This window comes from Bacillus sp. 1NLA3E (genome assembly GCF_000242895.2).
Taxonomy (GTDB): domain Bacteria; phylum Bacillota; class Bacilli; order Bacillales; family Cytobacillaceae; genus Bacillus_BU.
This window is the reverse complement of record NC_021171.1, coordinates 2,921,011-2,940,415: the sequence shown is the minus strand read 5'-3', so window position 1 is coordinate 2,940,415 and position 19,405 is coordinate 2,921,011. Positions and strand designations below refer to the sequence as shown.

Here is a 19,405-nt window from a genome sequence, read left to right as displayed (position 1 = left end):
TGATGGGATGTATTTATATTAAAGACAGACAGAAGAGTTCATAAACATCTACTTATTTTATAAATAAGGATAGGTTAAACAAATGATAATTGATAATCAGGAATATCATGTGAATGGATTGACGTATACCATAAGGTCTTCCATCGAAAACGATGCAAAAGATTTGTCCGCATTAAGGCTACAAATTGATGGAGAAACGGAGAATATGGACAGAGAAAAAGGAGAGGCTTTCATAGATGTACCTGGATTTAAAAGGGTTATACATACGGACACAGTAAGTTCAAGAAATTTATTTTTGGTTGCTGTGGCTAGTGAGGGTATTATTGGGTTCTCAAGATGTGAAGGAACTTACCTTATGAGATTCTCCCATAAAGTAGAATTCGGTGTGTGCGTACTCAAACATTTTTGGGGATATCGAATCGGAAAAAATCTTTTGAAGGAGTCTATCGCTTGGGCTGACTCTAATTGTATTAAAAAAATGACTTTGAATGTCTTAGAAACAAACGGTAGAGCCATTGAGCTTTACAAAAAGCATGGCTTTGAAATCGAAGGCATATTAAAAAAAGACAAAATGCTTTCCGATGGTGAATACTATAACACCATTGTTATGGGGAGATTCAATGAATGACATTCATAGAAATGGTTATTCAATTTATGGGAGCTTTACAATAAATAAGAAGTAAAGCAGGGGGCTCCTTCAATAAAAAATCAGCACCAATCTTCAGCTATCAGGCGGATTATCAAAAGGATGATCGCGCCTTTTTCATCATGTTAAGGCCATTTACTTGAAAATAATAATCATAAAATTTTCAATTTTTTATGAACCCCCATCAAACTATATGAGTTACCATAAAATAGTAAATTACTGATATTATTAGAATTAATTGGGGGGAATTATGTTTTCAAATATCGGTGTACCAGGTTTAGTTCTGGTTTTTAATGTTATTCTTTGGATTGTTGGTTTATTTATTTTGTATTTAGTAATTTCAACAGCAATCAGAGATGGTATAAACAAGTCTTTGATTGGTCAATTTATCGAAAAAAAGCATGGGATTAATGGGAATAAAAAGTCATTTCTTGAAAGTGATTTGGATAATGACAAGTAAAACCTAGTGAATAAAAGGGTACCTATAATGAAAGTAGGGCTGGTCAAGGTAAAAGCCCTGATACTTGTTTTAGTTAAGAGAAGGTTTGCTTTTAAGCAAGAAGATATATCAAGACCTAATAATTAAAATAGAACTATTATCCAAAACATAGTGGAGGGTAAATATGAATTTTGGTGATTTGTTATTTCAGCTAATTATTTTTATTTTGTTGCTTGGAATAGTTTTTGCTGTTTATTTTGTTATTCGTTCAATTGTCATAAAAAATCCTACCAATTCAAAGGTACTAGAACAAAAGCTGGATAGGATAATTGAACTACTTGAAAAGGAAAATAAAGAATAACATGGCAGTATTTGTGAGATTGTAAGAACTATCTTTACTAAAGGGTGGGTAGCGGTAGAATATTTTAAGTCTGAGTCAATATCTTAGTTATCTATTAAAGGCCACGATTCTAAAAAAAGGGATCAGTGTCCATTTTTGTTTGTACAGCACCCATAAATAATAATTAATCTTTTTGAATTTATATTATCCTCGTAGATCTGAAGTTGTTATTTTGCTGGCATTTTCGGATTCTGTTAAAAATAAGGAAGTTAAGGCGAGATGTCAGAACAACTACCAAGTAGGAGGAAATAAGATGAAAAAGCCTCTAATTATTTATGTAATATCGTTGATTGTGGAAACAGCCATCACCTATTTTGTTGCAGAGAAATTATCTATCAGATTCATTGAAATAATGTTTATTGGAGGAGTCACTTTTTCTGTAATCGTCTTTTGGTTTTCAAGCAGTGGAGGTAATTTTACGAAGTATAGTGAAAGCGAGGCTAGCGCCATGACAGGCATTATCCAAAAAAGATCGGAACTTGTCTTCAGAAAAGGGCCTGTGTTCTTGGCATCTCTAACTTTTATGCTAATGGGCCTAATCATCTTCATCCTACTAATTGCCGGAGTTATTCCTGAAGTATAAGGTCCGAATCATTTAAGAATATATTGAACGTGAAATCGTGAAAAAATGTATCGTGGAAAATTAATTGATTAACTATATGTATAATTTGTTGCTCAGCAATCAGAAGCTTTCATGTAATAAAGAAAGTGATTTTCCCCATATTATGACCATTTACTGGAGTAATAACTTAGATGTAGTAAATGTTTGTACCTAAATCGTGGTAGGTTAGTTCAAAAGGTTCATTGGTTAAATTTACGGATAAATTCATACTCAAGGATTGGCTACTCGGATATTCACGAATAGGCAAAGAATAAAAAGAAAATTATAATTGTTTTATAAACGCCTCAACCATATAATTGTGTGAAAAAGGATGCGTATCATGCCGATTAATTCTTTTGAGAACTATCCAATGAGCTGGAAGCCATCGATTGATAAAACTGCTAAGCCTATTTATCAAGCACTCGCACGGCAATTGGAACAGGATATATTAAATGGAGTTTTATTACCTGGAACAAAACTTCCTCCACAGAGAGAACTGGCTGATTATTTGGATTTAAATTTAAGTACCATTTCAAAAGCTTTTAAAGTGTGTGAGTTAAAGGGCTTGCTAAGTGCATCTGTTGGAAGTGGCACATTTGTATCGTATGATGCGTTATCGAATGCGTATTTACTTGAAGATACAAAGCCGAGGCACTTAATTGAAATGGGAGCAACACTGCCAGATAATGATTCTTACGAGCCACTGCTACTCCAATTAAAAAGTATGCTCCAAGAGACAGATTATGAAAAATGGTTTGGTTATGGTAGGGCAGGCGAAAGCCTTTGGCAAAAGGATGCAGCTATAAAGCTAATCCGAAGAGGTGGGTTTGAAACAACCATTGATCACATTTTATTTGCAAATGGGGGCCAAAATGCGATTGCTGCTACATTGGCAAGTCTTTGTAAGCCAGGAGATCGCATTGGTGTGGACCATCATACATACGCTGGGTTAAAAACTGTTGCAGCTATGCTTAGTGTACAAATAGTACCGATAAAATCAGAGAACTATGAAATGAGTCCAACGGCTTTTGAGTATGCATGTAAAAATGATAATATTAAAGGCATTTATTTGATCCCAGATTATCATAATCCGACAGCTTCCTTTATGTCTGTTGAGAATCGAAAAATGATTGCAGCTATTGCAAAAAAATATAAACAGTTCATTATTGAAGATGCCTCATACCATCTTCTGGGTAAAAAACCTCTTCCAGCACTCGCATCATTTGCCCCAGAACAGGTCATCTATATTGCAAGTTTATCGAAAGTCTTAGCTCTAGGGTTACGATTAGCATATGTAGCGGTTCCAGATCAATTTAAGGAGCCAATTTCTAAGGCACTTTATAATTTAAATATTACGGTTTCCCCGTTATTAGCAGAACTGACAGCACGTACGATTGTATCAAATCAATTTGAAGTCTTAATTGAGGGTCATCTGGAACAAACGATTCGCAGAAACCAAATCGTAGATCGATATCTGGCAGACTTTACGTGCTTAGGTGATCAGACAGGCATCTTCCGTTGGTTGTTATTACCAGGAAAGATTACAGGGGCTGAATTTGAATTGTTAGCTGCACAGCATGGGGTACAAGTGTATGCAGCTGAACGGTTTGTAGTTGGAAATAGTTGCCCGGAAAGGGCTGTCAGAGTATCTGTATGTGCACCAAAAACCCCCGAAGAGCTTGAGCAAGGATTGATGATCCTTAAATGTTTGCTAAACGATCTTACCTAATATTGTTCGCCATACAATTAAATATTGTATGGTTTTTTAGTGCGTGTTATGATGTTTCAAATATAGCTAGGGGTTTAATGGAAAATAGAATCAGGGTTCTAGAAAGGTAGGGTAGATTATGTTACATAAAGATAGTGTAAAAGCGGTAGCCGCCCAAACAGCTTCGCTACAAAGCTACATTCGTTCTTCAGAAAAACAACAACAATTATATAAAAGAACATTAATTGTTGTTGTCATATCCCAAATTTTTGGAGGAGCAGGACTTGCAGCAGGAATAACAGTAGGGGCACTTCTAGCGCAAAATATGTTAGGTACAGACAGTGTAACTGGAATTCCGACGGCTCTATTTACTTTGGGATCAGCAGGTGCTGCACTACTAGTGGGACGATTTTCTCAGAGATTTGGTCGTCGTACTGGACTTGCGGTAGGATTTTTGGCTGGAGGTATTGGTGCGATTGGAGTAGTTATTGCAGCATTAATGAATAGCATTCTACTTTTATTTACTTCACTGCTTATCTACGGGGCTGGAACGGCTACAAACTTACAAGCACGCTACGCAGGAACTGACTTGGCAAACCGGGCACAAAGAGCAAAGGCTATTAGTATGGCCATGGTTTCCACTACATTCGGTGCTGTTGCTGGCCCAAACCTGGTGGATGTAATGGGTGAGTTTGCTATATCCATAGGAGTTCCTGCTTTAGCTGGTCCATTTATATTAGCTGCTGCAGCGTATATAGTAGCTGGTTTAGTTCTATTCATTTTACTTCGTCCTGATCCCTTTATTGTTGCAAAAGCAATATCTGATGCTCAAAGAACATCCAGTAATTTACTTTTAGGGGAAAATTCAAAATTGTTATCAATAAACAGACGAGGCATTTTTGCAGGAGCTGCAGTAATGGTTCTCACTCAATTTGTGATGTTGGCAATTATGACGATGACACCCATACATATGGGACACCATGAACATGGGTTGAATGAAGTAGGACTTGTCATTGGATTTCATATAGGTGCTATGTTTTTGCCTTCGTTAGTAACTGGTTTTCTTGTTGATAAAATTGGCCGTACTTTTATGGCTATTGCTTCTGCCATTACACTATTTGTTTCTGGCATTTTAGCTGCTGTGGGACCTGCTGATTCGATGGTAGTGCTCATAACAGCACTTGCTTTACTTGGACTTGGCTGGAATTTTGGTTTAATTAGTGGCACAGCGATTCTTGTAGATTCAACTCCACCTTCTACTCGGGCTAAGACGCAGGGTTCTGTAGATGTTTTGATTGCTTTGTCGGGAGCATTAGGAGGAGGTTTATCTGGAATGGTTGTAGCACACTCCAGTTATGCAACTCTTTCAATTGCTGGTGCTGTGCTTTCATTACTGCTTATTCCAATTGTTATTGGGGCAGGTAGCACTCAAAGAAGGTCTAACAAAATAGAGATAACAGAGTAAAGGTAGCCTATTATTCTTTTAAAATAATTGTTAATCGTAATCAATTGCAAAAATAAAAAAAGGGGTGGTTATATATGGGGAATAAATTTGCAGAGAGAGCTCGTTTAGTAAAATCCTCTGAGACACGTGAAATTTTAAAAGTAACAGAAAGACCAGAAGTAATCTCTTTTGCGGGAGGACTGCCCGCTCCAGAGTTGTTTCCAGTAGAAGCTCTTAAGGGTGCATGCAATGCTGTATTGAATGAAGAGGGTGCGGCTTCCCTTCAATATAGCACGACTGAAGGATATATTCCTTTAAGAGAATTTATTGTTCAAAGGATGAAAGTTATCGGGATCAACTCTACTATTGAAAATGTTCTTATCACATCAGGGTCCCAGCAAGCAATCGACCTTACTGGAAGATTATTTATCAATGAGGGAGATACTATTATTTGTGAAAGCCCAACCTATCTTGCAGCAATTAACGTTTTCAAGTCATATAATGCTAAATTTGTTGAAGTATCCATGGATGATGATGGAATGGTTATGGAAGAACTTGAGAAAAAGTTGCAAGAACATCCTGATGCAAAATTTATCTATACTATCCCGGATTTTCAAAACCCTACAGGTCGTACATTGAAACTTGAAAGACGAAAAAGAATGATTGAGCTTGCTAATCAATATGATGTACTGATTGTAGAGGATAACCCCTATGGAGCTGTAAGATTTGCTGGAGAGCCACTCCCACCTGTGAAACATTTTGACACAGAGAGCAGAGTAATTTATTTAAGCACTTTCTCTAAGATTTTTGCTCCCGGTCTTCGACTTGGGTGGATTTGTGCAGATAAGACTTTTATTGATAAGTATGTTTCTTTTAAGCAAATAGCTGACTTGCATACGGACAGCTTTGCTCAAAGAATTACAGCAAAGTATATGGAACTTTACGACATCGAAGAGCACGTTAATACAATCAAAGCTGTTTATAAAGAAAGATGCACAGCTATGTTATCTTGTATTGAAGAATTTTTTCCTAAGAATTTGGCCTATAGTAAGCCAGAAGGCGGATTATTTATTTGGGTGGAGCTCCCTGATTCTGTTGATTCGGGGGAATTATTCGCTGAATGTTTGGAAAATAATGTTGCGTTTGTTCCTGGTGCCCCATTTTTTCCGAATGGAACTAAGAAAAATACTTTACGTTTAAATTACTCGAATATGCCTATAGACAAAATCAATGAGGGCATGAAGCGTATAGGAGAAATAGTGCATCGTAAATTAGAGAAAGAGAATACTTTTTTTAAAAGAGAATTATAAAAGAGTTTCTGTTAAACAACATTTGTTACTTAACAGTAAAAAGATTAGGACATATAATGAAGATTGAAGATAGGTGAATTATTGAGATATAAAAGGTTTTTTTGAGGGGGAATTTGGATGGCAACCTTAATACCCTTGTTAATTCATGCATTAATATATGTACTTATTTTTTATTCTCTTTATTCTTACTTAAATAGAAAAGTTAATCGAACAGGGCTAGTTATTTTAACTATTATGTTTTCACTATTCTTTATTGCTGGTATTATAATCGGATTGTTTATAGGAATGAATTTGGGCGGTAACTATTATGTAGACTTTGTATTCCTTGGATTGCGTGGATACGAAGCAGTTGGAGAAATCGGTGCTATCATTGGAGGAATTCTCGGAGCGGTGTGTGGATTTTTACTTGTTCTCTTGATTGTAGGACTCAAAGGAAACGGGAAAATCAAATAACACTTTGATAAAATGTATTTAAATTAGCAATGTAAAAAATTACACGCTAAACAGGCGAGTAAAGCATAGAGTGTAGACGCTTAACATATAGAATTGTGTGTTGAAAACATAGAAAAAATCTCGTATAGCCGATTGGTCTCTATTAAGGATCAGTCGGCTTTTTAATACCTTGAAATTGTATATAAATTTTTAAAAATAAGGTATTGACCTAGAGTTAACTATAAGGGTTAATATTGTTTTGCTAGAGGTAAAAAAGAAAGGGGGACTATTGGTAGGAGATATTGCTCAAGCAGTTGCTTACGTTATACCTGACAGAGTCTATGTTAGTAATATGAATATTGGCCCAACAAAACAACCAATATAATTAAAAAATTAGCAAATAAAGATAGGTGTTTTAAAAAAATGGACAAGAGGGATTTTATAGATTTTTGTAAGAAGGGCAATCCAATTTCAGGTGAGGATAAAGAATTACATGGATTATTAGTACAATGTAGTTATGAAGCTCAAAGGATAACTATGGGATTGAATACTTCCTATCATTCAAGAGAAGAAATAGCAGAGATATTTAGTGAACTGACAGGCACCAAAGTTGATTCTTCTTTTATGTGTTTTCCGCCATTTTATACTGATTTTGGAAAAAATATCACTATTGGTAGAAACGTCTTTTTTAACATAGGATGTTCATTTCAAGACAGAGGTGGTATTAGTATAGGAGACGGTTCAATGATTGGTATGAATGTCACCATTGCTACACTTAATCATGGATTGTCAATAGAAACAAGAAACATAACATATCCCTCTCCAGTTATAATAGGTAAGAACGTATGGATTGGGTCTAACGCAACAATACTACCTGGTGTTACGATTGGCGACAATTCAGTTGTTGCGGCAGGAGCAGTTGTCACTAAGGATGTCCCTAAAAATACAGTTGTGGCAGGAGTGCCAGCGAAAGTCATAAAAGAAATTAATAATTGATTTAAAAGTGATGTTCACATGAACTTCCGATCCATTGGTGAAAGCAGGCTTTTTCCATAAAGTAGCCATTAGAAGTTGAGATCAATGAGTGGATTATTCAACCACCCTTCCAAGTATGTTAAATCATCAACTGCCCATTCACAAAATTTTGGGGCAGTATTTTTTTTGTTTAATACTTTCCTAATAGCTTATTGAGGAGAAAATAGAATGAAGAAAATCCTTCTGGTATTTTTTACAATTTCTGTTATTTTTATTTTTTCAGGGTGTAGTAATAGTGCAGAAAACAATACATCATCTGAAACATCTGCTGTTTCTAAAAATAACTCAACCGATGAACACAATAAAAACCAAACTGATAGTGCGAAGGAGAAGTCAACAGTGAAAAAAATGATTACCATAAATATCATAGTCGGAAATAGGAAATTCACGGCAACTCTTGAGGACCACAATACTGCTATAGCGCTTGTTAAACAGCTACCGCTAACAGTAGATATGTCAGAACTTAACGGCAATGAAAAATATAATTATTTATCCGGTAATCTGCGCTCAGATACGTCCACCAGTCCGGGAAGGATCAAAGAAGGCGATTTAATGCTTTATGGAAACAACTGTCTTGTTCTTTTCTACAAGACATTCAATACTTCCTACAGCTATGTAAAACTCGGTCACATTGACAACACCACAGGTCTTTCTGAAGCCCTAGGTTCAGGTAGTGTAAAGGTTACATTTTCCGTCAGTGAATAAGGTTAAGATGGTAAATTTAATTTAATGTTCAAATTATATTATATTTAACTCTTAAGATATAAAAGTAAAATTATGTAACAAGGCTGCCCCAACTTTTTTGGGGCAGCTTACCTTGTTCCTTAATGCATAAACACCCTCCAAAACATTTTTCAAAAGTGGATTTTTAATAGAGATACGACCCTTTGCGGTGGTTGGACCTTACTGGAACAACAAACATGAATACAGGTGGTTTTGTTAACTATTAATAGTAACTCCTACTTTATCAATTTTATGAAAATCTTCCGTTCCGGCATCCAATGCAGACTTGTAATAGCTGCATTTATACTCGATGACTTCCATTGTTTTTTTCAATTCTTCTATCTGTGCCTCTACAATAGCTTTTCGATCTATAAACATGTCATATCTTTGTTGCAACGTGGAATCCCCATCAGAACACCAATCTATGAAATTTTTAATTTCCTTAATTGGCATCCCGGTGGATTTCAGACATTCAATTATTTTTAAAGCGCTGATATCGGATTCCTTAAATAATCGGTTTCCACTAAGTGTCCGTTCTACAAAAGGCATTAGTCCCTCCTTGTCGTAGTAACGCAAGGTATAGGGTGTAAGATTCAATTCTTTTGCAGCTTCGCTGATAGAATATGTCTTCATCATTTATCTCCTATTCTTCATGATATAGATTTCGAGTTAACTCTATGACTGTAGGGAATTTATCATGTTCTATGCTAATTGTCAAATGTTACTTTAACATTCTAGCGAAAGTAGACTTAAAAATATTAAGTTCTTTAAATAAGGTATTGACTTAGAGTTAACTATAAGGATTAATATTGTTTCCAAGAGAATAAAATTAGGGTAGAAATGAAAGAGAGGGATTTTCACCCTGAGTTATGCATTTATTCTCGGTACAAGCACATCCTCTTGGAAAAAAATTATTGGAGGTTTTATTAATGATAACTGCTAAAGCACGAGCTGTAGACGGTCCAGACAAATCGTTTCGAGCTGCTGAAATTAAAAGACGTGATCTTGATTCGCAAGATGTTCTGATTGAAATAAAATATGCAGGTATATGTCATTCCGACATCCATACTGCGCACGGCGAATGGGGCCCAGTTAACTATCCACTCGTACCTGGACACGAGATTGCAGGAATTGTTACGGATGTAGGAGCAAATGTAACAAAGTACAAGATTGGTGACCGGGTAGGGGTCGGATGTATGGTTGATTCCTGTGGTGAATGTGAAAACTGCCGCAAAGGAGAAGAACAATACTGTCTAAAAGGCAATGTCCCTACATATGCAGGTGTTGACAAGTACGGCGAGCCAACTCAAGGTGGTTATTCTACTCATATAGTCGTAACTGAGGACTTCATAGTTAGAATACCTGACAACATTGAACTTGATGTAGCTGCACCATTACTTTGCGCAGGTATTACGACTTATTCGCCACTAAACCATTGGGGAGCAGGTCCAGGTAAGAAAGTTGCGGTTGTTGGTTTGGGCGGTCTTGGTCATATGGCTGTTAAGATTGCACATGCCATGGGTGCAGAAGTTACGGTTCTGTCACAAACATTGAATAAGATGGAAGATGGCTTGCAATTCGGCGCTGACAACTACTATGCCACAAGCGCCCCTGAAACATTCGAGAAACTTGCCGGTACTTTTGACCTGATCATTAACACGGTAAGTGCAAAAATCGATATTAGTGCTTACCTCTCATTGTTAAGTCTAGATGGAACTCTAGTAAATGTTGGTGCGCCTGCAGAGCCATTATCATTAAATGTGTTCTCTCTCATCGGTCATCGCCGCTCCTTTGCAGGTTCGATGATTGGAGGAATCCGTGAGACTCAGGAAATGTTAGATTTCTGTGCAAAACATAACATTGTTCCTAAGATTGAAGTAATTTCAGCCGACCAAATTGATGAAGCTTACGAACGTGTATTAGCTTCAGATGTAAAGTATCGTTTCGTAATTGACATCAGCACAATGTGATTTGCGTAAATAAAAAATTCTAATGGTAATTTCGAGGGTGTCCCAAAAGCCTGCTTTTGGGACATCCTTTATATATATATATATATTGCTTCATCAGGAACAATGGCAGCATTATATGCAAGATTGAATGTAGTCACTGAGTTTAATTTATCAAAATTTTTACCAAACCAATCCACAAATTCATTTGTATTATAGCGGTCTTGATTGTTATCTTTGCTTGAAAGGAGGGGGATAAAATGTCGAATACAGAAGAAATTACTACAATACAGAAATTGAACAGTTATGGTAAACCAAAAGCGAAACGAAGAATAATAAAGAAAATACTGATTTATTTCTTGGTCTTAATAGTTGTATTAGGAGTTGTCATTTCATTGTTTATAAACATACATCCAGCTTTCGGCGGTAATCCAAGTAAGGAGCAAAAAGTGGTATACAGTTCGTTTGATAATTATGATAACGGGAAATTTGTATATCGGGTAACAAAAAAGATGACCGGGAGTGCATCTAATAGCCCATCAACATTTAAGGACTCTAATTCAGTTGGTAATCAAACCAATCCCGCTGGTCAAATTCCTATTTCTGAGCTTGATTGGAACAAAATTAATAGTAAAGAAGATAGTTTAACTTGGTTTGGACATTCTGCTTTTTTACTTAGTATCGATAATAAAAAGATACTTATTGATCCCATGCTGGGACCCATAGCTTCACCCGTTTCCTTTGTAGGACCTAAACGCTACAGCAAAGATTTATTGGATATTATTGAAGAAATGCCTCCTATTGATGCTGTCTTTATTACACATGATCATTATGATCACTTAGATTATCAATCTATAAGAAAGCTAAAGAGCAAGGTCGGTCATTTCTTCGTTCCTTATGGTGTAAGTAATCATCTGATTCGATGGGGTGTTGCAAAAGACAAAATTACAGAGCTCAATTGGTGGGATGAAACTGAGTTCCAAGGTTTAACCATTGCATTAACCCCCTCCAAACATTTCTCTGGAAGAGGGATTTTGAATCGAGATACGACCCTTTGGGGTGGTTGGGTCATTCTTGGAAAACAAATACGTTTCTTTACAAGTGGAGATGGTGGCTATGATGCCCATTTTAAAGATATTGGAAAAAAATATGGACCTTTCGATATCGCTTTAATTGAAGGCGGGCAATATGATAGACGCTGGTCTTGGGCTCATATGTTTCCTGAAGAATCTGTCCAGGCTAATATAGATGTAAGAGGCAAGCATATGATGTTAATGCATTGGGGTGCTTTTACCCTTGCGAATCACGGTTGGATAGAACCAATAGAACGAGCATTAAAAGAGGCAAATAAAAATGATGTGAATCTCATCGCTCCACAAATCGGTGAAACGGTTCCATTGGATAGAAGGTTGCCTATTTCTGTTTCATCATGGTGGAAAAAGTAATTTGGCAAAGAATGACGAACAGGCGCTATACCAAAAGAATTGTGCTCTTTTTTTGTGTGCATTTTTAGCAATAAAATACATATAAAAAGGTTTGGGAAATTTTAAAAACAAAGAATTGACTTAGAGTTAACTATAAGGTTTAACATTGGTTTGCAAGTGAAAAAAGAAGAGCGTGTTGAGGAAAGGGACATTGTTTTCATTTTGACAAGTTGGAAGCATTCTTTACTGAGAATTTATAGTAGAAAATCGTATTTAAAGTATAGGAGGAATTAGAATGCCCGAAAAAGTAACAGCAGGACGGGATTTGTTAGGTGAGTTTGCACCGAAATTTGCAGAATTAAACGATGATGTATTGTTTGGACAAGTATGGAGTCGAGAAACAGAGTTGAGCTCGAGAGATCGCAGTATGATTACTGTTTCAGCGCTTCTTTCTGGCGGGAACTTCGAACAATTACAAGGCCATATGATGAAAGCGAAAGCGAACGGAGTCACAAAAGAAGAACTGGTTGAAGTGATTACACACTTAGCCTTTTACTGTGGGTGGCCTAAAGCATGGTCAGCTTTTAATATAGCAAAAGAAATTTATAAGGACTAAGGGAGGACTAAGCTTATGATTATCAATGACATGAAAGACACGGTTTTATTCGATGTTGGAGAACCAAACCCGTATTCTCAATTTTTTGTTGGGAAAAGTTATTTGAAAATGCTCACACCAGGACCAAATGCCATTGGAAACGTAACTTTTGAACCGGGTTGCCGTAATAACTGGCATTCTCATGCAGGTGGGCAATTATTGTTTGTTACTGCTGGTGAAGGTTACTATCAAGCTGAAGCGGAACCCGCTCAACGCTTAAAAGCGGGAGACGTTGTAAATATTCCAGCCGGTGTAAAACATTGGCATGGTGCTGCAGATGATTCATGGTTTGTTCATTTAGCAGCTTCAGGTGACCCAAGCAAACCAGAAACTGAATGGTTTGAGCCAGTAAATGATGAGCAGTACGCAGTAGCAAATAAAGTGAAATAAATAACTCAGTTGCTCATAGGGAACTGTCAGATTTGTATTCAAAGGCATCCGAATGCTCATACGGATGCCTTTTGAATACAATCTACGCCCTTCATTTTTTAAGGGTATTTTTCTCAATACCTAAACTCTTACGAAAGTATTCAAAAAGAAATTAATAGAGGGGATCTTGGTTTCAAACGCAAATAAGTAAGATGTTAGAATTAGGTTCACAACGGGGTGTTGATCCAAATAGGATTGATGCTCTTTTTTGTTGAAGTTACTGAACTAACGGAGCGGGTTTGTTTAATAAGCGATTGGTATCATGGGGAAAATAAGAACTCTTCCTAATTTAATTATAACATTTAAAAAATGGTTAATATAGACTTATAATTCTCATTTACTACTGCTAAAATCAATAGAACATTAATGGTTAGGAGAGATAGAATGGGTCCTTTGGTTCTCGATTTTCAGGAAATGGAAAAAACTCAGCTTTCGCTCGTTGGCGGAAAAGGGTTAAATTTAGGGGAATTATCAAAAGTTGAAGGAATACAAGTACCTGAAGGATTTTGTGTTACAACAGTGGGATATCAAAAAGCCATCGAACAAAACGAAACGTATCATGCTTTGTTGGATCGACTAACCATGCTAAAAGTAGAAGATCGAGATCAAATTAGTGAAATCAGCAGGAAGATTAGACAAATCATTATGGATGTAGAAATTCCTTCCGATGTTGTGGGCGCAGTTACTCACTATCTCTCCAAATTTGGAGATGAACATGCTTATGCAGTGCGTTCTAGTGCGACTGCTGAAGATTTACCCCATGCCTCTTTTGCTGGTCAACAAGACACCTATTTAAATATCATCGGCGTCGATGCCATCTTACAGCATATCGGCAAATGCTGGGCTTCCCTATTTACGGATCGCGCTGTAATCTACCGTATACAAAATGGATTTGACCACAGTCAAGTTTATTTATCCGTTATCGTTCAAAGAATGGTGGATATCCCACAGGCTTCAGGGATATTATTTACCGCTGATCCGATTACTTCCAACCGAAAGTTGCTATCCATAGATGCCAGTTTTGGACTTGGAGAAGCACTGGTCTCCGGCTTGGTCTCTGCCGATAACTATAAAGTAAAGGATCAAGAAATCGTAGATAAGATGATAGGAACAAAAAAACTGGCTATTTATGGCCTAAAAGAAGGCGGGACAGAGACCTTGCAGGTCGATCCCAATCTTCAAAAGACTCAAACCCTTACTGATCAACAGATTTTACAACTGGCAAGCATTGGTAGAAGGATCGAAGCATATTTCGGCAGTCCCCAAGACATCGAATGGTGTTTGGTTGATGATATATTTTATATTGTCCAGAGTCGACCAATAACTACTCTTTTCCCCATCCCTGAAGCGAGTGATGAAGAAAATCACGTTTACTTATCGGTCGGTCATCAACAAATGATGACCGACCCCTTGAAACCATTGGGGATGTCGATATACCAGCTAACATCTTTTGGACACAGGTTTAAAGCTGGTGGATGGTTGTATGTTGATGTTACAAAAATGCTGGCTTCACCTAATAGCAGAAAAACATTATTAGATGGTATGGGACAACATGATCCGCTCAGTAAGGACGTACTTATGACCATAATAGAGCGGGATTTTATAAAATTGGTACCAAATGATAATCAAGAACAGAGTTCCGGAAAAAGTAATAAAAGTGTGTCGTCTTCTGATGCAGGGGCACAAATCGAAAACGACCCGACAATCGTTTCTGATTTGATTAAGAAAAGTCAAACATCGATAACAGAGCTAAAACAAAACATTCAAACGAAATCCGGATTGGATTTATTTGATTTTATTCTCGAGGATATCCAAGAGCTAAAGAGGATTCTATTTGACCCACAAAGTACAGCTGTTTTCATGGCTGCTATAAATGCTACATCATGGATTAATGAAAAAATGAATGATTGGTTGGGTGAGAAAAACGTTGCAGACACGCTTTCTAAATCTGTACCAAACAATATTACTTCGGAAATGGGTCTGGCGCTATTGGATGTCGCCGATGTGTTTCGTCCTTTTCCAGAAATAATTGAATATTTACAACATGTAAAAGATGATAATTTTTTGGATGAACTGGTTAGGTTTGAGGGGGGACAGGAAACCCAAGAGTCAATAATTGCTTATCTTAACAAATATGGAATGCGATGTGTCGGAGAAATCGATATTACTAAAACTCGTTGGAGCGAAAAACCAACTACGCTTGTTCCCATGATTCTTAGTAACATCAAAAACTTTGAGCCTAATGCCAGCAATCGAAAATTTGAGCAAGGGCGACTAGAAGCTTTGAAAAAAGAACAAGAGTTATTAGATCGATTGCAGCAATTACCGGATGGTGAACAAAAAACCAAAGAAACTAAAAGAATGATTGACCTAATCCGGAATTTCATTGGTTACCGTGAATATCCAAAATACGGTATGATTAATCGTTACTTCGTTTACAAGCAGGCTTTATTGAAAGAAGTCGAAAAACTCGTACAGAAAGAAGTTATTCATGAAAAAGAAGATATATACTATCTCACCTTTGAAGAACTTCGCGATGTCGTACGCACAAATACACTGGATTACCAGATTATCAGTAAACGAAAAGACGAGTACAAATTTTATGAAAAGCTAACTCCCCCACGTGTTATTACATCTGATGGTGAAATCATTAAAGGTAAATATAAAAGAGAAAATCTCCCAGCTGAAGCGATTGTAGGTCTACCTGTTTCTTCTGGAGTTATAGAGGGACGTGCACGTGTCATCTTAAACATGGAAGATGCTGATCTAGAAGATGGAGATATATTAGTCACATCCTTTACTGACCCTAGCTGGACACCATTGTTTGTATCTATAAAAGGCCTTGTCACCGAAGTTGGTGGACTGATGACCCATGGAGCAGTAATTGCGCGAGAATATGGCTTACCAGCAGTTGTTGGAGTGGAGAATGCTACCAATCTGATAAAAGATGGGCAACGAATTCTTGTCAACGGAACAGAAGGGTATATCGAAATATTGTAATTGCTGAATACGTCCAGAAATAATTAATAGCATCGCACAAGTGGTTACCTTTTTAGAGTAGGCATGGAATAAAGGAGGATATACGGATAATCCGTTGTTTGGACCACCTGTATATCCTCTTGGCTTACTAACTTTCGATAAGGAGATAAACCTTATCGCATTCTATAGTTGTTTTATATGTTTTGACACATCCCGTATCCGGTTCTTGCACCTTTCCATCATTCAGGCAAATCTTCCAATCATGCATCGGACAAAAAACAAATTCCCCACTCACAACTCCCTCTGCTAATACTCCGCCTTTATGCGGACAGCGGTTTTCAACCGCTCGAATGCTTCCGCTTGACAATTTAAATACAGCGATTTCTTTATCACCTACAAGCACTGTTTTTCCTAAATGACCCGGTAATTCATGAACAGAACCAACTAATACTTTCGACTCGGTTAAGCTTTTGTTCACCATGAATCATCTCCTCCAATGAAACATCCTTCAAAATTAAGACATTACTATTCTTTCAAATAGGTCTTTTTTCTTTTGATTGTCCTTAATAATCTCCTTCCATGGATCTTTGAAAAGGGATAACGTTTCTTCCATACGAGTGTTCAATTCTTTGCGCTTTTCCTTATCTTCTAAAATCGATTGTACGTGTACTAAACTGATACGCTCGATCCATGCAGAGGTACGCTCCAAGTAGTTGGCCGTTTCGCGGTAATACTGCAAATAAGCACCTGTAATTTCCATTACTTCTTCATTCGTTTTCACTTTGTACAACAAGTCTCCCCCGCGTAGATGAGTTCCACCGTTACCGCCTATATAAATTTCCCAACCACCGTCGATGCCAATAAATCCAATATCTTTAAAGCCGGATTCCGCACAGCTTCTCGGGCAGGCAGATACTGCCATTTTCACTTTATGAGGCGTTTGAAGACCTTGGAATTTCTTTTCTAGTGCGATTCCAAGAGCCATTGAATCCTGCGTGCCAAAGCGGCAGAACTGTTCACCGACACATGTTTTAACCGTACGAAGGGATTTTCCATACGCAAATCCGGAAGGCATATCGAGTTCTTCCCACACTTTTGGCAGGTCTTCTTTTTTGACCCCGAATAGGTCAATTCGCTGGCCACCTGTTAATTTAACCAATGGAATCTCATATTTATCTACCACATCTGCGATTTTTCTCAAGTCTTGTGAATTGGTCACTCCGCCGTACATTGCTGGCACAACCGAGTATGTTCCATCCTTTTGAATATTCGCATGCATCCGTTCGTTTACCAAACGGGATTCTTTTTCATCTTTATATTTCGTTGAGTTAACCATTCCTAAGTAGTAGTTAAGAGCCGGGCGGCATTTGGAACAGCCTTCCTCTGTGCTCCAGCCAAGGACATTCATGACTTCTCTTGTATGAGTCAATCCTTTCGCTCTAATTTCTTCTACCACTTCATCCCTTGATAATGTTGTACAAGCGCAGATTGCTTCTTTTTGAGAATTTGCATTAAATTCCGACCCTAGCGAATGCTGTAACAATTCAGCTACAAGCGGCTTACATCCGCCGCAAGAACGGGAAGCACTTGTACAAGCTTTTATTTCATCGACCGAACTACAGCCTTGCTGTTGGATTGCCTGGACAATGGTTCCCTTTGATACTCCATTACAGCCGCAAATGATTTCTTCATTTGTCATGCCGGCAACCGAGCTACCCATCGCTGCTTCACCAATCGGATGCAAAATTGATACTTTCGCTGTTTCCGAAATATCTGCCTGCTTTTGGATCATTGAGAACATGCGGTTGCCATCGCTGCTGTCACCGAACAGCACGGCTCCGACAATTTGATTCCCTCGCAATACAATTTTTTTATAAATGCCATCTTGTTCATCGAACACCTTGATTGCTTTTTTGTCTTCTCCCTCTGTGAAGTCACCAGCAGAGAATACTTCCACACCAGACACTTTCAATTGAGTGGATAAAACCGATCCCTGATACGGCTTTGTTTCTACACCGCAGATTTCCTTCGCTAATATTTTTCCCTGTTCGTAAAGGGGGGCAACCAATCCGTAAGCAATGCCCTTATGCTCAGCACATTCTCCAACAGCGTAAATATGAGGGACATCTGTTTGTAAATAGTCATTGACGACAATCCCGCGATTAACAGAAAGACCGCTTTCTTTGGCTAATTCGATATTTGGTTTAATACCAACCGCCATGACCACTAAGTCCGCTTTCAATTCGGTTCCATCGCTAAACCTTAATCCTTCTACACGTTCATCTCCAAAGATTTCCTGCGTTTGTTTTTCTAATAAAAATTTCATCCCTTGTTTTTCTAATTCCATTTGCAATAGCTTACCTGCCGTCGGATCCACTTGTCGTTCCATTAAGTATGGAGCAAGATGGATGACAGAAACATCCATTCCCAGATTTAAAAGGCCTCTAGCTGCTTCCAGTCCGAGCAGCCCACCTCCGATAACGGCAGCCTTTTTGTATTGTTTTGAAGCAACAAGCATTTCATCCGTATCTTTGATATCACGGAAGGTTGTTACCCCTGTTTTATCCGCTCCCGGAATTGGAAGGATAAACGGAAGAGATCCTGTTGCCATAATTAATTCATCATACGGCTCCATTCTTCCTGAATCGGTCACGACCAATTTTTTCTCGGAATCAATCTTTATAACCGTTTCCCCCGTGTATAATTGAATATTGTTTTCTTTGTACCAATCCCAGTCATTTAACGTGATATCAATGACTTTTGTATCACCTTGTAATACCTTTGATAATAGAATTCTATTATAATTTGGATGCGGCTCACTTCCGAAAATCGTAATCTCAAATTTTTCCTTTGATACATTCAATATTTCTTCAATGGCTCTAACACCAGCCATTCCATTTCCTACAAGAATCAACTTCTTCTTCTCCATCCAGCGTTCCTCCTATTAGCAAGTTGTATAAGTTGAATAAATTTACTAAACTATATCATGGTTTGTTGAATACGTGACCTGTTGTGTTAGGATTTCTCACAAGGTTTTCTCGATATGTAATGTCCTCCAAAATGTTTCTTCCACTGCAATTTATTATCGGGAAGTGTTTTAATTGGTTTTTAGGGTTCAAGATAAATCAGTATACGAGTGGTCTATTGAGGGGAAGAGATTAATGGAAAAAAAGGCCTTTCATCTTCACTATCTTACTAGCGGAGATGAAAGGCCAATTCTTCATTGAATCTAAA

At 37.5% G+C, this 19,405-nt stretch carries 19 protein-coding genes; 16 read left to right on the top strand and 3 right to left on the bottom strand.

Annotated elements, in window-relative coordinates; all coding sequences use genetic code 11:
* Positions 1-82: 82 nt before the first annotated feature.
* The 11 genes from B1NLA3E_RS13910 (at position 83) to B1NLA3E_RS13870 (ending at position 8,720) form a co-directional block, all read left to right on the top strand.
* A complete protein-coding gene (locus tag B1NLA3E_RS13910; protein ID WP_015594473.1) occupies positions 83-628 on the top strand; it encodes a GNAT family N-acetyltransferase in 546 nt (181 codons plus the stop codon).
* 268 nt (positions 629-896) lie between these two features.
* On the top strand, positions 897-1,106 hold the full coding sequence (locus B1NLA3E_RS13905) for a hypothetical protein (RefSeq protein ID WP_015594472.1): 210 nt from the start codon (positions 897-899) through the stop codon (positions 1,104-1,106).
* A 163-nt stretch (positions 1,107-1,269) separates the two neighbouring features.
* Positions 1,270-1,446, top strand: a complete 177-nt coding sequence (locus B1NLA3E_RS24075; protein ID WP_015594471.1) for a DUF4083 domain-containing protein — start codon at positions 1,270-1,272, stop codon at positions 1,444-1,446.
* A gap of 292 nt (positions 1,447-1,738) precedes the next feature.
* The gene (locus B1NLA3E_RS13900; protein WP_041580540.1) at positions 1,739-2,068 is read left to right on the top strand and encodes a hypothetical protein; all 330 of its coding nucleotides are present in this window, start codon (positions 1,739-1,741) and stop codon (positions 2,066-2,068) included.
* Positions 2,069-2,426: 358 nt separating this feature from the next.
* Positions 2,427-3,815 carry an aminotransferase-like domain-containing protein gene (locus tag B1NLA3E_RS13895; protein ID WP_015594469.1) on the top strand — a complete coding sequence of 463 codons (1,389 nt, stop codon included), beginning with the start codon at positions 2,427-2,429 and terminating at the stop codon, positions 3,813-3,815.
* A 115-nt stretch (positions 3,816-3,930) separates the two neighbouring features.
* The gene (locus B1NLA3E_RS13890) at positions 3,931-5,259 is read left to right on the top strand and encodes an MFS transporter (protein WP_442852666.1); all 1,329 of its coding nucleotides are present in this window, start codon (positions 3,931-3,933) and stop codon (positions 5,257-5,259) included.
* 74 nt (positions 5,260-5,333) lie between these two features.
* Positions 5,334-6,548 (top strand): aminotransferase-like domain-containing protein, encoded by a 1,215-nt coding sequence (locus B1NLA3E_RS13885; RefSeq protein ID WP_015594467.1) that lies wholly within the window; start codon positions 5,334-5,336, stop codon positions 6,546-6,548.
* A gap of 117 nt (positions 6,549-6,665) precedes the next feature.
* Complete coding sequence (locus B1NLA3E_RS13880; RefSeq protein WP_015594466.1) at positions 6,666-7,001, top strand: hypothetical protein; 336 nt, start codon at positions 6,666-6,668, stop codon at positions 6,999-7,001.
* A gap of 238 nt (positions 7,002-7,239) precedes the next feature.
* Positions 7,240-7,365, top strand: a complete 126-nt coding sequence (locus tag B1NLA3E_RS25835; protein ID WP_268870635.1) for a hypothetical protein — start codon at positions 7,240-7,242, stop codon at positions 7,363-7,365.
* A 38-nt stretch (positions 7,366-7,403) separates the two neighbouring features.
* On the top strand, positions 7,404-7,976 hold the full coding sequence (locus B1NLA3E_RS13875) for a sugar O-acetyltransferase (protein WP_015594465.1): 573 nt from the start codon (positions 7,404-7,406) through the stop codon (positions 7,974-7,976).
* Between the two features lie 207 nt (positions 7,977-8,183).
* Complete coding sequence (locus B1NLA3E_RS13870) at positions 8,184-8,720, top strand: cyclophilin-like fold protein (protein ID WP_015594464.1); 537 nt, start codon at positions 8,184-8,186, stop codon at positions 8,718-8,720.
* Positions 8,721-8,954: 234 nt separating this feature from the next.
* Here the strand turns inward: B1NLA3E_RS13870 and B1NLA3E_RS13865 are convergent, their stop codons facing one another.
* Entirely contained in the window at positions 8,955-9,371 is a 417-nt protein-coding gene (locus B1NLA3E_RS13865; protein ID WP_041580539.1) for a MerR family transcriptional regulator, read from the bottom strand.
* Positions 9,372-9,667: 296 nt separating this feature from the next.
* Here B1NLA3E_RS13865 and B1NLA3E_RS13860 point away from each other — a divergent pair, with 296 nt between their 5' ends.
* From B1NLA3E_RS13860 to ppsA, 5 genes are all read left to right on the top strand, one after another.
* Positions 9,668-10,708: an NAD(P)-dependent alcohol dehydrogenase gene (locus B1NLA3E_RS13860; RefSeq protein ID WP_015594462.1), complete on the top strand. Its 1,041-nt coding sequence runs from the start codon at positions 9,668-9,670 to the stop codon at positions 10,706-10,708.
* A gap of 323 nt (positions 10,709-11,031) precedes the next feature.
* Positions 11,032-12,129, top strand: a complete 1,098-nt coding sequence (locus B1NLA3E_RS13855) for an MBL fold metallo-hydrolase (RefSeq protein ID WP_041581112.1) — start codon at positions 11,032-11,034, stop codon at positions 12,127-12,129.
* A gap of 274 nt (positions 12,130-12,403) precedes the next feature.
* The gene (locus B1NLA3E_RS13850; protein ID WP_015594460.1) at positions 12,404-12,724 is read left to right on the top strand and encodes a carboxymuconolactone decarboxylase family protein; all 321 of its coding nucleotides are present in this window, start codon (positions 12,404-12,406) and stop codon (positions 12,722-12,724) included.
* Between the two features lie 21 nt (positions 12,725-12,745).
* The gene (locus B1NLA3E_RS13845) at positions 12,746-13,153 is read left to right on the top strand and encodes a cupin domain-containing protein (protein ID WP_236619676.1); all 408 of its coding nucleotides are present in this window, start codon (positions 12,746-12,748) and stop codon (positions 13,151-13,153) included.
* 423 nt (positions 13,154-13,576) lie between these two features.
* The gene (gene ppsA / locus B1NLA3E_RS13840; RefSeq protein WP_015594458.1) at positions 13,577-16,192 is read left to right on the top strand and encodes a phosphoenolpyruvate synthase; all 2,616 of its coding nucleotides are present in this window, start codon (positions 13,577-13,579) and stop codon (positions 16,190-16,192) included.
* A gap of 127 nt (positions 16,193-16,319) precedes the next feature.
* On the opposite strand, the gene nirD is transcribed toward ppsA, so the two are convergent.
* Together nirD and nirB are read right to left on the bottom strand one after the other, a co-directional pair.
* A complete protein-coding gene (gene nirD, locus B1NLA3E_RS13835; protein ID WP_015594457.1) occupies positions 16,320-16,652 on the bottom strand; it encodes a nitrite reductase small subunit NirD in 333 nt (110 codons plus the stop codon).
* A 33-nt stretch (positions 16,653-16,685) separates the two neighbouring features.
* Positions 16,686-19,100 (bottom strand): nitrite reductase large subunit NirB, encoded by a 2,415-nt coding sequence (gene nirB / locus B1NLA3E_RS13830; RefSeq protein WP_015594456.1) that lies wholly within the window; start codon positions 19,098-19,100, stop codon positions 16,686-16,688.
* Positions 19,101-19,405 lie beyond the last annotated feature (305 nt).